Below are 15,782 nucleotides of genomic sequence, written 5' to 3' on the forward strand. Positions count from 1 at the left end.
GTGTTTACTCGACTCATTCCGCAAATAACGAGCATAATGCAAACTAATTCATCCGACCTACTTAATGCGGCTAACCTTTCGTTTGACCCAACCAGTGGTTATTTTGGTACGGCGGTATTCACGTACGCGGCCATTGATAATACCGGCGTCGAAAGCAACCCGGTAGGCTACGGCATTCCGGTAACCAGTGCTTCGTGCAGCACCGGTACGGCTACCAGCCAGCGCAGCATCCTCGACTTTACCACCCGTGCCATCGGCGAAAACTTCGCTGCCACAAAAACCATTACCGTGGACGGGGTAACCATTACGGCCAGCCCGGCCGCTTTTCCCTTCACCACCGGAACCAACACGCAAAGCTCGTTTGATATACAGGACATAGCCGGCCTGCCGGGCAAAGGCCTGGCGTGGCAGCAGAATTACAATACGGGCTCTTCCAAAAATTCGACCGCTACGTTCACCTTCAGCAAGCCGGTGGCCAATTTCACCCTAACCCTGGGTGACATCGACCGCAATACGACGAACAACGCCGACCAGGAGTACATCGACCGCATGGTGTTCAACGCCTACGATGCCAACGGCAACCTGATAACTTTATCTGCCAGTAACGTGAGCGCCGGCTCGGCCAGCTCGTTCACGGGTGGCAATGCCGTGACGGCCAATGCCAACCTGACCTCCGACCCCGCTGGCAACGTGACGGTTACTTTTCCGCAGTCGATTACGCGCCTCACGCTCATTTACAGCAACCAAACGGCTAACGCGGACGCGGGCTTTCAGTTTGTATCCATTCCGCAGTTTGCGTGGTGCAACGCGGCCGCTGCGGCCGCGGTAACCACCACGCTCAGCGGGCCTTCTTCCGTACTCGTTGGCCAGACGGTGACTTACACCGCTACTACTACCAACAACGGCGGCCTGACGGCTACCAACAACGTGGTTACGCTTACCCTGCCCGACAAGCCGGCCGCTGGTAACGTGACCGTCACCAATGGCACGTACAACCCCACAACCGGCGTCGTTACCTTCAACGCCCAGGATTTGGCCGCCGGGGCCACGGCCACCAACAGCGTGAGCTTCGTGGCGCAAGTGTCGCCGAGTACCGTATCGGGCACGGCCGCCAGCACCAGTAGTGCTTTCGATGCCGATGCCAGCGACAACAACGGCACTTCTACAAGCGCCACGGTGACCACAACGGTACTGCCCATCGCCGACGTGACGACGACCGTAACGCCTTCGCAGGCCGTGGCCGTGGCCGGGCAGCCCATCAGCTTTGCCGTTGCCTACACCAACAATGGCCCGAGCACGGCCCCGGGCTACACGCAGGCGCTTCAGTTGCCTGCGGGCCTGGGAGCCAGCAATGTTACCTTCTCGAGCTTGCCCGCCGGCGTAACGGCGGCCTACAACAACGCGACCGGGGCAGTGACCTTTACCGGGGCGCCCACTACGTTGGCCAACGGCGCCAGCCAGAACCTGACCGTGAACATTGCCAGCGTACCGAGCGGGCTGGCCAGCATCTCCGTGAAGTCGACGGTGGGCACCAGCGCCAGCCAGGGGGGCGATACGGCTCCGAACTCGGCCACGAGCACCGTGCCCGTAGCTACCCCAACCGACCTGTCGACGACGATTAGCGGCCCGACCTCGGCCACTCAAGGCAACCAAGTGACGCTGAATGTGACCACGACCAACAACGGCCCCGCTACTGGCTACAACGTGGTGCAAACAGTGCAACTCGCCACTGGCCTGACCAACGTTTTTGTGTCGAATAACGGCGTTTACAACTCGGGCAACGGTGTGGTAACTTTCCCCGCTCTGCCGGCTCTGGCCAGTGGCCAGACCGCCATCAACTACATCAGCTTCACGGCTCCGGCGGCCGCCATGACCCCGACCGCCACCGTAACGCCCAACACCACCGCCACCGGCGACACCAACCCGGCCAACAACACGGCCTCACTGAACGGCGTGCCTGGTGGCAGCCTTGCCATTAATCCCGCGTCGGCCAACGTAGCCAACCTCTACACCACCATCACGCCCTCGGCCCTGACGGTGAGTGCCGGTTCTAACGTAACCCTGACGGTCGTAACCGGCAACGCCGGCCCTTCGGCTGCCAGCAACGTGGTGGAAACGGTTCAGTTGCAGCCCGGCCTGAGCGGCCTGCTCATCAACGGAGCTGCTGCTACCGGCCCGGCCGTAGGCAACGAAGTGCCCTACGCCAACGGCAACAAGTACAACACCCAAACGGGCGTGGTGACGTTTGCGGCCCTGACCTCGCTGGCCAGCGGAAGCACGGTTTCCAACACGCTAACCTTCCCGGCTCCGGTTACGGTGAGCGGCCAGTTGCCCGCTACGGCAGCCGTTAGCTCGACCTCGCCTACGCTGGCCCAGGCCACCGCCGACCCAATACCAGCCGACAACGTGGCTTCGACCAAGGTAACCGTGACGCAGACCAGTGCCGACCTGGCCGCCGCCATCAGCGGCCCCGCTTCGGTGGTGTTTGGCCAGCCCGTAACCTACACGGCAACCTTTACCAACAACGGTGTGAGTGCTGCCAGCAATGCTGCCGCTACGGTGCAGCTGCCGGCCGGTTTAAGCAACGTTTCGCTCAGCCAGGGTACTTACGATGCCGCTACTGGCGTGGTGACGTTCCCCACGGTAGCTTCGGCTGCCCCCGGCTCGGCGCTGTCGTACACGATTTCGTTTTCGCCGCCTACAACCGGCACCTACAACGCTTCGGCCAACTACACCAGCAGCAGCCCCGATGCTACGCCGGCCAACAACACGGCCAGCACCAGCACCACGGTACTGCCGGCGGCCGACCTGGCGGTTCTGCTCAACGCCCCAGCAACGGCGGCCACCGGCGGCGCGGTTACCTACGTGGCCGAAACCACCAACAATGGCCCACAGACGGCTACTTCGGTCGTGACAACCATTCAGCTCCCCGTAGGGCTGGCGTTGGCTTCGGTTACGAGCAGCGGCGGCACCTATAGCCCTACTACCGGCCTGGTTACGTTCAACACGGCTTCGCTGGTTAGCGGCGCCAGTGTCAGCAACTTCGCTACCTACACCAATACCAGCGCTACTACCTTCACTGGTCAGGCTGTGGTGAGCAGCGCCATCGCGGACCCGAACTCGGGCAACAACACGTCGAATACGTCCACGACCATCACCACAACCACCGGGGTGACTACAGTTGACATCCTCACCACCCTCACCGGCCCAGCGGGCACGGTAGCACCAGGCAGCCCGGTTACGCTGACGGTGGGCTACGATAACCAAGCCAGCTCGGGCACGCTGAACAACATCGTGGAGGCCCTGTATCTGCCCCCAGGTACGGTAGTTTCGACAGTGAACGGTACTGCTCCGGCTACCACTCCAGCAACCGGCGTTACCAGCTATAACTCCACCACCGGCGTGCTGATTTTTGCTAACAACAGCCTGACCAAAGCCGGCGGCGGGTCGACCGATTCCTACTCGGTAGTGCTGACTGCACCCGCAACGGGTGCTTCGTTCAGCGCGGTGTCGGTGGTGGCAGTGCCCTACGCCGAAACCGCTATTACCAACAACCGCGTGCTGTTGACCATACCGCTGACGCAGCCGGCCGCCCCCACGACCTATGACGAGCAGACTGCCCTTGCCGGGCCCGCCTCGGCCCTGCCCGGCACGGCCGTTACTTACACCGTGCAAACCCTGAATAACGGCCCGGCTAATTCGGGTACGGTAACGCAGAGCGTGAGCTTTCCGGCCGGTACCGTCATCACCAACAACGGTGGCGGCACGGTCAGCACCTCGGGTGGGGTTACCACCATTACCTTCCCCGCGTTCAGCGGCCAGGCTCCTGGTACCGGGTCGGCAGTGGTGAAATCCTTCACCGTAACCATGCCTGCTTCGGGCAGCCTCGTAGTGAATGCCAGCGTAACGGCCACCGGCGAAACCGGTACGGCCGCCAACAACACGGCCTCGGCTACCACCACCCAGGCCAACCAGGCCCCGGTAGCCGCCAGCATCGTCAACGCGCTGATGCTTCCGCGAGGCAACACGGCTGGTCCCCAGCTCATCTCCCCGCTGAATGCCATCGATTCCGACGGCACCATCGCCAGCTACCAGCTCACGAGCATCCCCGATGCTGCCACGCAGGGTGTACTGTCATTCGACAACGGCGGCACGTACACCACCATCACCAGCGCCACGCAATCCCTCACCCCGGCCCAAGCCTTAACGCTGAAGTTTGACCCGGTTTCGACCTTTGTCGGCAACGTATTCTTCGCCTACACTGCCATCGATAACCTGGGCAGCGTGAGCACGCCGGTGTTGTACACCATTCAGGTAGGTCAGGACAATGCTGCGCTGTACGGTACCACTCCGGTGAAAGGCGGCACCACGGCGACTGGCTTAACCAAGTATGCTGCCAACGACGTTATCGCCTTTGTTACCGATGTGAACGCTGCCCGGTACAACAGCACCGGCCAGCTTTACAACGCTACCACCGGGGCCTTGGCATCGGGAGCATCCAACGGCCTAGCTACCTCCGGCACCAACGCCACCACCGACGCGGCCGGCACCACGCTGCTTGCCGCCCAAGGCCTGGTGTTGAACGCGGCCACTGGCCAGATTACGGTGAGCGACCCGACAAAGCTGACCGCTGGCACCTACACGGTCAACATCACCACCACCGACCTCTTTGGTGGCGTAACGACCCAAGCGGTTCCATTCACCATTGGTGCTCGCCCGCTGCCCGTTGAGCTAACGGCCTTCACGGCCACGGCCAAGAACCTGGATGCGCTGCTGACGTGGAACACGGCTTCGGAGAAGAACAGCGACCGCTTCGAGGTAGAGCGCAGCCTGAACGGCACCGACTTCGTGAAGATTGACGAAGTACGCGGCCAGGGCACGGGCAGCAGCGCCACCGACTATGCCCGCACCGACGTACGCATCGGCGCCAAAGCCAACGGCCTGGTGTACTACCGCCTGAAGCAGGTCGACACCGATGGTGCCAGCATCTACTCGCCCGTACGCAGCGTGCGTTTCGGCCAGGTGGCGCCCGCCATCGCACTGTTCCCCAACCCAGCCACGACTGCTACCAGCCTCGACCTGACGGCCCTGCCCGCCGGTTCGTACCAGGTAAGTGTGCTTGACGCCGCCGGACGCGTGGTGCTCTACACGACGCTGGAGGCGGGCCTGTCGCACGCCCTGCAGCTGAACACCATTGCCAGCGGCAGCTACACGCTGCTGGTGCGCGGTGCCAACGGCGGCCAGGTCGTGAACCTAACCAAGCGCCTCGTCAAGGAATAGCCGCCGCTTTCCGCGATAGCCGAAAAAGGCCCTCCCCAGTCGGGGAGGGCCTTTTTTTGTGGTCTTGGCTTAAGCTGAACGTAACCCCAACCCAGTTTAGCAGGTTAAACCAACCGACGCGCTACTTTTTGCCCTGAGTATGGATTTTGACTACGACGTTCTCGTCATTGGCGCGGGCAGCGCCGGCCTGTCGGCGGCCCTCACGCTGGGGCGCTGCCTGCGCCGCGTGTTGGTAGCGGATGGGGGCCCGCCCCGCAACGCGACCTCGCCGGGCGTGCACGGTTTCCTCACCCGCGACGGCATCCGCCCCGCCGAGTTGCTGCGCCTGGGCAACGAGCAGCTGAGGCCCTATGATACGGTGACTACGCAGTGCCTGCACATCGACGAAGTGGTGCGCGCGGGCAATGGTTTTCGGGCCACGGGCCACGGCACCGCCGACGACGTGCCCACTACCGTAACAGCCCGTCGGGTGCTGCTGGCCACCGGCGTGAGCGATATTCTGCCGCCGCTGCCAGGCTTCCGCGAATTGTGGGGGCGGGGGGTGTTGCACTGCCCGTACTGCCACGGCTGGGAGGTGCGCGGCCAGCCCCTGGCCGTGTATGGGCGCGGCCGCACCGTAACCGGTCTGGCCCTGCTGGTAAGCCGCTGGAGCCGCGATGTCATCGTTGTGACCGATGGCCCGGGTCACCTCACGCCCAATGCCCGCCGCCGCCTGCGCCGCGAGAAAATTGTGGTGCGCGAAGAACCGCTGACCCGCCTGATTGGCACGAAAGCCGGCGACTTGCGCTGCCTGCAGTTTGCCGATGGCAGCGAGTTGGAACGGGCAGCCGTTTTTCTGCACGCCCCGCAACACCAGCGCACCAAGCTAGCGTCCAATCTGGGCGTGCGCTTCACGCGTAGCGGGGCGGTGTGGGTCGATTCGCGCCTACAAACGTCTCTGCCGGGAGTGTACGCGGCTGGCGATACCAAGCAAGGTGCTCAGCAGGCAATGCTAGCCGCTGCCGATGGCAACCGCGCGGCCATCGTTATCAACGAAAGCCTAACGCGCGAGGAATGCCCGCGGTGAGTAGGGGAAAGAGGAGCCTGCTTAGCGCACCAGTTGGGCCAATACCTGGATGGCAGTACGGGCCCGGGTTTTTACCGTAGCCAGCGGAATGCCGAGCTGTTCGGCTGTTTCGGATTGGGTACAGCCGCCAAAATAGAGCAGGTCGATTACCTCGCGCTGGCGAGGCTTGAGCTTGAGGGTAAGCTCGCGCAGGCCAATGTGCTCCGGGTTGAATGACGTTGGAGCTGAGACCCGCTGGGCGCTACCGATTTCGAGCGAGCGGGTACCGTGGTGGAAACGGTGGCGAGGGCTGCGCAAGGCATCAATGGCCCGATTGCAGCACACGCGTACCATCCAGGTAAAGAGGCGGCCGCGCTCGGGGTCGTAGTGGCTGATGCTCAGCCACACCTTCAACAGGCCTTCCTGGAGCAGGTCTTCGGCCAGGGTTTGGTCGTGCACCAAGCGAAGAATTACTGCATACAGGCTGCGCGAGTAGCAATCGTGCAACAAGCGCAACGCCTGCTCGTCACGCGCCAGCAGCCGCTCGACGAGCGCAGCCTCTTCCGTTGCCGAAAGCAACGCCGTAGTTGAATTCATAGAGAAAAGGAGAACGGAAGCAGCATATCATCGCATCAGGCGAACAATACGCAGGCAATAAGAAAAAGAATAGGCGGACAAAGGATAGTAAGGGAGTAGCGTTAATTATTTGGTTTAAAGTATTGGTAAACAGAGAGAGAAATTATAAATAATATTGGACTTAGCCAGCCGATTTGGGAAGACCTACGGCTTCACGGCATGGGTGGATTGCATCAGCTTACAATTGTGGTAGCCAACCGGAAAACTGGACAGTAGGGGACTTAAGCCGGCCCTGATTATTTTGCCGTAGAGAGTTTCAATCCTATTAATTCAGCCATGTCCTACACCATTGTAGCCCTGCACTACTGGGCCGGCGCCGGCCACGAGTTTGATGCCCTGCGGCCCTTACTGGCCGATGGAGTGCAGCTGCTGGCTCCCGACCTGCCCGGTTTCGGGCGGCAGGCGGCGCCGCTGCATTTCGACTACTCCGTTCGGGCGTACGCCGACTGGGTGTCCGACTATCTGGTCCAACATCAGGTGAATGATTTCACGCTGCTGGGCCACAGCATGGGAGGCAAAATTGCGTTGCTGCTGGCTGCGCGCCGGCCGGCCGGGCTGCGCCGCCTGGTGCTGCTCTCGCCCTCGCCGCCAGCCGGCGAACCCATGATCGAGAAAGCCCGGGCTACCGCGTTGGCGGCTTTCCGCAACCCGGAGGCTGCTGAAAAAACATTCCGCACCATCACCAACCTGCCGCTGTCGACAGCCATGCACGACGAGGTCATCGCCGACAACCTACGCAGCAGCAAAGCGGGCTGGAATGCCTGGCTGGAGCACGGCAGCCGCGAAGACATTGCGGCTGAGTTGGCCTCGCTGGTCGTCCCTTGTCAGCTGCTGGTGGGGGCGCACGACCGTGCCATTTCCCCGGCCACGCAACGCCGGCTCACCCTGCCGTACCTGCCTGCTGGTAGTACCTGCAGCGAAGTGCCCGAAGCTGGCCACCTGCTGCCGCTGGAAGCGCCAGAAGTGGTAGCAGCCACATTGACGCAGGAGTGACGCCACCAGTAGAAGAAAGACGCTGAAGGCTACTGCTAGCAGTTACGCGTTCGGATGTAGCGCGAACTTTCCAGTTCGCAGCCCCGCGTTGTGCAGAGGACTTTACGGCGTGGGGGCAACGCGTAGTCACAGTTTCTAAACTGACAGCCAGGGTGCTCAGGCGCCACGAGTGACCATGCCTAGTTTTGATCTTATTTAGAAAGTTTCTAAATAAGTTGTGGCTTCGAAAAACGCAGATATACCTTTGTGCTTATCTAGAACCTGTCTAAATAAGCAATGCCCTTTACTCACCCTTCTGCCCGCCTGCTTAGTGGCGGCCTCTTTCTGCTAACACTGGCCGCTGCCCGACCGGCACTGGCCCAAGTTGTTCCCGCTCCGTCTGTCAGCCGCACCCTCGACGAAGTGCAGGTGGTGGGCCTGAAATCGAAAAACGGCCTGGGCAACCTGGGCGAAGTGGGCGGCGCGGTGATTTACGCCGGCAAGAAAACCGAGGTGCTGGTACTGGACTCGCTCGACGCCAATACCGCGCAAAACAACCCGCGCCAGATTCTGGGCCGCATCCCGGGCATGAACTTCTCCGAAACCGAGGGCTCGGGCTTTCCGGCCAACGGCATCGGGCTGCGGGGGCTGAACCCGGTGCAGAGCGTGGAAATGAACGTGCGTCAGAACGGCTACAACATCACGGCCGACCTCTATGGCTACCCCGAAACCTACTACCTGCCGGCCATGGAAGGCGTGGAGCGGGTGGAAGTGACGCGCGGGGCGGCCTCGCTGCAATTCGGCCCGCAGTTTGGCGGCACCGTGAACTACGTGATGCGCCAAGGGGCCAAAGACAAGCCGTTTGAGCTGGCCTTGCGGCAGACGGGCGGCTCGTTCGGCCTGTTCAACTCGTTTACGAGCGTGGGCGGGCAGCTGGGCAAACTCAACTACTACGCCTACGGGCAGTACCGGCGGCAGGAAGGCTGGCGGCCTAACTCGGGCCTGAGTCAGGCCACGGCCTTCGCCGGCCTGAGCTACCAGGCCACCGAGAAGCTGAAGCTGGGCCTGGAATACTCGCTGCTGCGCAACAAAATCCAGATGCCAGGCGGGCTTACTGATTCGCTGTTCAACGCCAACCCGCGCCAAAGCACCCGCGCCCGCAACTGGCTGCAAAGCCCCTGGAACGTGCTGACCCTGATGGCCGACTACCGCCTGAGCTACCGCACGCTGCTCACCCTGCGCACGGCCGGCAACCTGAGCAGCCGCGCCCTGGTGTGGCGCAACGAGGACGGCGGGGCCGCCGCGCCCGACACCGTGGACCGCGCCACGGGCCAGTTCGTGCCCCGCGAGGTGGAAAACGAAACCTTCCGCTCCCTCACCAACGAGCTGCGCCTGCGCCACGACTACCGCTTGTTTGGCCTCGACAACACGCTGGCCGTGGGCGTGCGCTACTTCGCCGGCTACATGCACCGGCAGGGCGGTGGACCCGGCTCGACGGCCGCTGATTTGGATTTGAACCTGTACGGCGGGGGCTACGAGTACGATTTCGAGTTCCGCACCCAGAACCTGGCCCCTTTCGCCGAAACCATCATTCGCCTCACCGACCGCCTCTCGCTCACGCCGGGTGTGCGCTACGAGTTTATCAACTCCAAAGCGCAGGGCTACAAGGTGCAGGACGATGGCCTCGCGCAGACCACCAAGGAGTCGCGCAACCGCTCGTTTCTGCTGTTTGGCGCCGGGGCGCAGTTTCAGGCCACAGCCGGCACGGCCTTCTACGGCAACGTGTCGCAGGCCTACCGGCCGGTCGACTACTCGGCCTTGCAGCCGTTCGGCGTCACTTCCAAGATTGACCCCAATTTGAAAGACAGCAACGGCTACAACGCCGACCTAGGCTACCGCGGCGCGGTAGGGGAATGGCTGAACTTCAACGTAGGCGCGTTCTACCTCAAGTACAACCGCCGCATCGGCACTGTGGCCCTCGTAGACCCCATCACTGGCAACGACTACTCGCTACGCACCAACGTGGCCGACTCCGAGCACAAGGGAGCCGAAACATACCTGGAAATCAGCCCGCTGAAGCTGCTCAAAACCGTCAGCCGCCACCGCCTTAGCGCCTTCAACTCGCTGGCCTACGTGGATGCCCGCTACGTAAGCGGCGAGTTCCAGGGCAAACGGGTGGAATACGCGCCCAAGCTAATTGAGCGGGTGGGGCTCACCTACGGCTGCGGGCCGCTAAGCATCACGGGCCAGTACAGCTACACTGGCGACTCGTTTGGCGAGGCCAATAACTTCCGCGCTCCTGACAACGACAACCCGTTGCAAGGGCTGGTGCCGGCCTACGCCGTGTGGGACTTGTCGGGCACCTACCACGCCGCCCATAACCTGGATTTGAAAGCCGGCGTGAACAACCTCGCCGACGCCAAATACTTCACCCGCCGCACCGACGAGTACCCGGGGCCGGGCATCATTCCAAGTATCGGCCGCTCGTTCTACGCCACGCTGGCCGCCAAATTTTAAATCTGATGAAAAACTTCACGCTCGCCCTCGCCGCCACGCTGTTGCTGGCCGGTTGCCAGAAAGAAGAAATTGACCCGCAAAACACGGCGGCTGGCTCGCCGGGCTACAACGCCACCGCCCTGCTCGACTACGCCGCCAATGGCGTGATACTGGGCACTTACCGCGACCTGGACGCCAAAACGGCGACGCTGCAAACCGCCGTCGCGGCCCTGGCCGCCGCGCCCACGCCCGCCGCGCTGGCCGCCGCCCGCCAGGCCTACCGCGACGCCCGCGCCCCCTGGGAAGCCACCGAAGCCTTTGCCTTCGGCCCCGTGAGCACCCAGGGCCTCGACGCCGTGATTGACACCTGGCCGCTGAACCGCGTGGACCTTACTGCGCTGTTGGCCAGTACCGACCCGCTCACGCCGGCCAGCCTGCGTCCCCGCGACGGCGGCCTGCAAGGCTTCCACCCCATCGAGTTTCTGCTGTTTGGCAACAACGCCAATAAGGCACTGGCCGACTTCACGCCCCGCGAGTACCTGTTTCTGAAGTCCTCGGCCCAGAACCTGAAGGCGGCCACCACCCAGTTGCTGCAAGCCTGGCAGCCGGGCGGGGGCAATTTCGCGGCGGCCGTGGCCAAAGCCGGGCCGGGCAGCACCGTTTACCCCAAGCAAAAACAAGCCGTGCAGGAACTGCTGGACGGCCTGATTGGCCCGGCCGACGAGCTGGCCAACAGCAAAATCGAGCAGCCGCTGGCCCAGCAGACCACCGATGTGGAGGAAGCCAAATTCAGCCAGAATTCCAAAGCGGAGTTTTTGCAGAACCTGGCCGGCATCGAGGCCATCTACACCGGGCGCCTCGGCACCACCACTGGCACGGGCTTTACCGACCTAGTGGCCAAGCGCAACCCCGTGCTGGACGTGCGCTTTCGGCAGGAGCTGGCCGCCGCCCAGCAGTCCATTGCTGCCCTGCCCGGCCGCTTCGACGAAGCCATTTTCCAGAACCCGGTCGCCGTGCGGGCCGCCCAGGCCAGGGTGCGCACGGTGCTGGCTACCCTGCAAACCGACGTGCAGCCGCTGGTAGACGCGCTGTAGGAGCATTGGGCAAGTCCCTGAACAGTCCTGCTGAGCCTGTCGAAGCATCTCTACCGCGCTAGGAATCCAATCGTCTCAACGAAGCGGTAGAGATGCTTCGACAAGCTCAGCAGGACTGTTCTTTTTGACTGTTCGGATAGATTCTGATTCATTAAGTACTCAGGCACAAGTAACCGTCATGCAGAGCGCAGCGAAGCATCTCGCTCGCATCGTCAAACGATTGATTTACTGCGGCACGCGAGATGCTTCGCTGCGCTCTGCATGACGTGCTTTTACTCATTTACTTTTGAACGAGTACTCAACCCCTGGCCTTCCGGCCAATTACGCCTGTTGCCGATGACTGTTTCCTTCCCTCGTTTGCGTGTTGGGCTGCTCACGCTGGTCGTCGTGGCTGCGGTGGCAGCCTGCTCGAAAAATGAGGTCGACACCGTAGAGCCCGTCGGCACCGACGACGTGAATGCCGGCGGCGCGGCCACGGTGTTCAGTGCCGGCAGCAATGCCTATTCGCTGCCCGCGCCCAACCTGCGCGGGGGCTCGGGTGCCCAGCACTTGCTCGGCGACGCGGCGTTTGAGCGGCGGTTTGTGACGGCCGACGGGCTGGGGCCGCTGTTCATCAATGCCAACTGCACGGCCTGCCATGTGCGCGACGGCCGGGGCACCGCCCCGCTCACAGCCACCGACCCGGTACAGATGCTGTTTCGCCTGAGCCTGACCGGCCAGGACGCGCACGGCGGCCCCCGGCCGGTGCCCGGCTTCGGCGACCAGTTGCAAAACCGCGCCATTGTGGGCACCAACCCCGAAGGCCAGCTCAGCATCCACTACGTGGAGCAGCTGCGCACCCTTATCGACGGTACGTCCGTGTCGTTACGCAAGCCCACTTACGCCGTGGATGCCCCGTATTCGCCGCTGCCAGCTGGCGTACTGCTGTCGCCACGGGTGGCCCCGCCGGTGTTTGGGTTGGGGCTGCTCGAAGCGGTGAGCGAGGCCAACATCGTGGCCAGGGCTGACGAAAACGATGCCGACGGCGACGGCATTTCGGGCCGGCCCAACTACGTGTGGGACGTGGCCGCCCAGGCCCCGCGCTTGGGCCGCTTCGGCTGGAAGGCCAACCAGCCCAGCCTGCGCCAGCAAACCGCGGCCGCCTACAACGGCGACATGGGCATTACCACCAGCCTATTTCCGCTGGAGCCCGCGGCTGGCCAAAGCCAGGCCGGCAACCAGCCGCCTGGCAGCGCCCCCGCCGACCTGGCCGATACGGAGCTGGCCAACACCACCTTCTACGTGCAAACACTGGGCGTGCCCGCCCGCCGCGACGTGAAAACCGACCAGGTGAAGGCTGGCAAGGCGTTGTTTGTCGGGGCCAAGTGCGCGAGCTGCCACGTGCCCCGCCTAGCCACCGGTGCCATTGCCGGCCTGCCCGCCGAGATGGCGGGGCAAACCATTTACCCATACACCGACCTGCTGCTGCACGATATGGGGCCCGGCCTGGCCGACAACCGGCCCGATTTCCGGGCCAGCGGCAACGAGTGGCGTACCCCGCCGCTGTGGGGCATCGGGCTGAGCGAGGTGGTGAACGGACACAGCACCTTTATGCACGACGGCCGCGCCCGCAGTCTCACCGAAGCCATCTTGTGGCATGGCGGCGAGGCCCAAGCATCAGCCGATGCCGTGGGCCGCATGAGTGCCGCCGACCGGGCCAAACTCCTCGCTTTTTTGCAGTCGCTGTAACGAAGCCGCGTCCGGCGCACGCGCCTATTCCAGCGCGCGGCTGCGGAAGAGCAGGAAGCCCAAGTGACCGTAGATGCTGAACCGCTCGGCCGGGTCGTCGTAGAAACGGGCGTGCAGGGCCAGCGGGCCCACCGGTGTCTGCAGAATCAGGCCGGTGGTGGCCGTAACCCGGGGGCGGTCGAAGCCCGAGCGGCGCACAGCCTGCTGCTGGTCGCCTTGCACCAGGGGCTGGCCGTTGATGTGCAGGTAGACTTCGGTGCGCCAGTCGAGCTTTTTCAGGAAGGGCTGGGTGTAGCGCAGGCCGGCGGCCACGTAGCGGGCCGAGCGGTAGGTGTCGAGAAACAGCGTGCGCGAGTCGGGCAGTGGCGCAAACACCGGCGCGGTGGTTTGCGACGAGCGGTAGTTCGAGAATGTGCCCTGGCCGCTGGCCATCAGCTCGGCGAAGTAGCCCCAGGCCTGCCGGTCCTTCTTCATCACAAAATACCGCTCCACCGTGGCGCGGAACTGCAGCCATTCGTGGTGGCGCGAGCTGCCATCGAGCACCGATGTGGAACCAGGAGTATAGGTGGCCGCACCCGTCACGCCACGCAACGTGTATACGTAGCGGTGGCCCGTATACGCATACTGCTTGCGGTTTAGGGTATTGCGCGCCAGTCGCAAGGCGGCGGTAGCCCCGCGAAACACGGTGGCGTCGAGCATGTCGGCCGAATTAATTTCCTTGGAGTTGGTGTACTCGTCCTTGGTCACGAACGTGGCCACGTCGAGCAGCAGGCGGCTGCGGTAGTTGGGGCTCACGCCAATCTGCGCGCCCAGTTTGGTGTCCTGCTGCTTCACCTGAGTATTGATGACGTCGCGGCCGAGGATGCCCCCGGTGTTCTGGAAATCCCATTGGTTGTAGGTGACTTCGGGCTCAATAAAGTATGCATACTTGGCCGGCACGTTGATGCGGAACGAGCCGTGCGCGCCGTTGTAAAAGCGGCCCAAGCTTACGTCGGCCGAGGCCGTGTAGAGCAAACTGCGCAGGTAGCGATACTCCAGGCCCACATAGAGGTTATCGATGGGCCGGTTGCTGAGCACGAAGCCTGCCTCGGCACTCACGTTGTTGTTGCGCTGGGCATCTACGCTGAACACGTAGCCCTTGCGGGCCGCGTCGTAGCGGATGCGGGGGTAAATGTTCTTGAAGTAGTCGTCGGAGGCCAGGCGATAGTACCCTTCCTCGATGTCATCGAGCGAATACTCTCGGCCCTTTCTTCGGAAGAACCGTGCGGCGTACTCGTTCTGGTCGGGGCGCAATCCGCGCACTTTCACATCAACAAAGCGCGGCGTAGGGGCCAAGCCCTGGAAAGCCAGCCGACGTTTCTGCAAGTCGACCGTATCAACGCGGCGGCTGATGCGGGCTTTGATTTTATCCATGCTGCGTTGAGCGGCGGTGTCGCCCTCGGCTATGAAGGTTTTCACGAGCTCGAAATCGCCCACGCCCATACCGTCGAGGTCGGGCTGAATGTAGATGCCGTTAAGGCCCACGCTCAGCGTATCGGCCACGCTCGTGCCCAGAAAGGCCACTGTGCTGCCGAGCAGAGCATCGTCGTTTTTGGGGTATTTGCGCATGGCCACGTCGCCCACATTCACCCCGATGATGATGTCCGGGGTGAAGGTTTTCTTCATGGTTTTGGTGGGAAAGTTGTCGTACACCGCGCCATCGTAGTAGTACTTGCCGTCGAGGTTGCGAATGGGCCGGAAAGCCAGCGGAAACGACATCGAGTTGCGAATGGCGTCGGACAGTGCCCCCGACTTCTGCTCCACTACCTGGCGCGTAAATACTTCCGAAGCCATGCAGCGGAAGGGCACAAACAGCTTGTCGAAGTCGTAGTTGGCACTGGCTGAGGCCGGAGCCAGCAGGCGCGTCAGGGCCAGGTTCAGGTTCAGGTCGTTCACCAGGTTGGTGCTCACGCGGGCCTGAAACGTGGAATCGATGGCAATGCCCAGGCGCAGGGCCGAAGGCGAGGGCTCGGCCGTGAGGAAGTTGAACGTTTTGCTTTCGAGCGGCTTGCCCGAAGTCCAGCGCTGAAACTCGGGGCTGAGCACAATCTGCTCAATCTCGGCGGGCGAGTAACCGGCCGCGTACATGCCGCCAATCACGGCGCCCATGCTCGTGCCCACGATGTAGTCGATGGGAATGTGGTTTTTTTCGAGCTGCCGGAGCACGCCCACGTGGGCCAGGCCCTTGGCGCCGCCGCCGCTGAGCACCAGCCCCACTTTTTGGGCTGAAACGGTAAAGATGGAAAACGCCGTCAGCAGCAAAGCCAGCGGTAAGCGAGTGCAGAAGTGGTGCATAGAAAACAGAAAATAGCCAGCGACTAAACGGCGCCGCTGCCGCTGGTACGCCGGGCCGGGCCGTGGGGTTTTTGCCGATTAGACGGCCTGTGGTTTTGCCTGCTGTGCGAGCGAGTAAGCGCTTGGAAAATAGCTTGTAGGCCAAATGTAACGTTGTTGGCCCACTGAAGCTGTCATCTGAAGAAATCGGGTGGTGT

General features: G+C 62.7%; 8 protein-coding genes. 6 read left to right on the plus strand and 2 right to left on the minus strand.

Translation table 11 applies throughout. From position 1 onward, the window contains the following. Window positions 1–36 precede the first annotated feature (36 nt). Window positions 37–5,280: a T9SS type A sorting domain-containing protein gene (locus ABD837_RS03920; protein WP_345050522.1), complete on the plus strand. Its 5,244-nt coding sequence runs from the start codon at window positions 37–39 to the stop codon at window positions 5,278–5,280. Window positions 5,281–5,419: 139 nt separating this feature from the next. Next, window positions 5,420–6,346, plus strand: coding sequence for an NAD(P)/FAD-dependent oxidoreductase (locus ABD837_RS03925; protein WP_345050524.1), 927 nt, complete (start codon window positions 5,420–5,422; stop codon window positions 6,344–6,346). Between the two features lie 21 nt (window positions 6,347–6,367). Here ABD837_RS03925 and ABD837_RS03930 read toward each other — a convergent pair whose 3' ends face one another. Continuing rightward, window positions 6,368–6,922, minus strand: a complete 555-nt coding sequence (locus ABD837_RS03930; RefSeq protein ID WP_345050526.1) for an RNA polymerase sigma factor — start codon at window positions 6,920–6,922, stop codon at window positions 6,368–6,370. A 315-nt stretch (window positions 6,923–7,237) separates the two neighbouring features. Between ABD837_RS03930 and ABD837_RS03935 the strand changes: the two genes are divergently transcribed. From ABD837_RS03935 to ABD837_RS03950, 4 genes are all read left to right on the plus strand, one after another. Beyond that, the gene (locus tag ABD837_RS03935) at window positions 7,238–7,954 is read left to right on the plus strand and encodes an alpha/beta fold hydrolase (RefSeq protein ID WP_345050528.1); all 717 of its coding nucleotides are present in this window, start codon (window positions 7,238–7,240) and stop codon (window positions 7,952–7,954) included. 276 nt (window positions 7,955–8,230) lie between these two features. Beyond that, complete coding sequence (locus ABD837_RS03940) at window positions 8,231–10,450, plus strand: TonB-dependent receptor family protein (protein ID WP_345050530.1); 2,220 nt, start codon at window positions 8,231–8,233, stop codon at window positions 10,448–10,450. A gap of 5 nt (window positions 10,451–10,455) precedes the next feature. Then, window positions 10,456–11,523 carry an imelysin family protein gene (locus ABD837_RS03945; RefSeq protein ID WP_345050532.1) on the plus strand — a complete coding sequence of 356 codons (1,068 nt, stop codon included), beginning with the start codon at window positions 10,456–10,458 and terminating at the stop codon, window positions 11,521–11,523. Window positions 11,524–11,859: 336 nt separating this feature from the next. Continuing rightward, a complete protein-coding gene (locus ABD837_RS03950) occupies window positions 11,860–13,251 on the plus strand; it encodes a di-heme oxidoreductase family protein (RefSeq protein ID WP_345050534.1) in 1,392 nt (463 codons plus the stop codon). A 24-nt stretch (window positions 13,252–13,275) separates the two neighbouring features. On the opposite strand, the gene ABD837_RS03955 is transcribed toward ABD837_RS03950, so the two are convergent. Continuing rightward, window positions 13,276–15,585: a patatin-like phospholipase family protein gene (locus ABD837_RS03955; protein WP_345050536.1), complete on the minus strand. Its 2,310-nt coding sequence runs from the start codon at window positions 15,583–15,585 to the stop codon at window positions 13,276–13,278. Window positions 15,586–15,782: the final 197 nt, after the last annotated feature.

Source organism: Hymenobacter glaciei (genome assembly GCF_039539585.1).
GTDB lineage: Bacteria > Bacteroidota > Bacteroidia > Cytophagales > Hymenobacteraceae > Hymenobacter > Hymenobacter glaciei.

What these genes read in the sequence shown, in the direction of transcription:
- ABD837_RS03920 (WP_345050522.1), top strand. Translation starts at nt 37, where the DNA reads ATGCAAACTAATTCATCCGACCTACTTAATGCGGCTAACCTTTCGTTT.
- ABD837_RS03925 (WP_345050524.1), top strand. Translation starts at nt 5,420, where the DNA reads ATGGATTTTGACTACGACGTTCTCGTCATTGGCGCGGGCAGCGCCGGC.
- ABD837_RS03930 (WP_345050526.1), bottom strand. Translation starts at nt 6,922, where the DNA reads ATGAATTCAACTACGGCGTTGCTTTCGGCAACGGAAGAGGCTGCGCTC.
- ABD837_RS03935 (WP_345050528.1), top strand. Translation starts at nt 7,238, where the DNA reads ATGTCCTACACCATTGTAGCCCTGCACTACTGGGCCGGCGCCGGCCAC.
- ABD837_RS03940 (WP_345050530.1), top strand. Translation starts at nt 8,231, where the DNA reads ATGCCCTTTACTCACCCTTCTGCCCGCCTGCTTAGTGGCGGCCTCTTT.
- ABD837_RS03945 (WP_345050532.1), top strand. Translation starts at nt 10,456, where the DNA reads ATGAAAAACTTCACGCTCGCCCTCGCCGCCACGCTGTTGCTGGCCGGT.
- ABD837_RS03950 (WP_345050534.1), top strand. Translation starts at nt 11,860, where the DNA reads ATGACTGTTTCCTTCCCTCGTTTGCGTGTTGGGCTGCTCACGCTGGTC.
- ABD837_RS03955 (WP_345050536.1), bottom strand. Translation starts at nt 15,585, where the DNA reads ATGCACCACTTCTGCACTCGCTTACCGCTGGCTTTGCTGCTGACGGCG.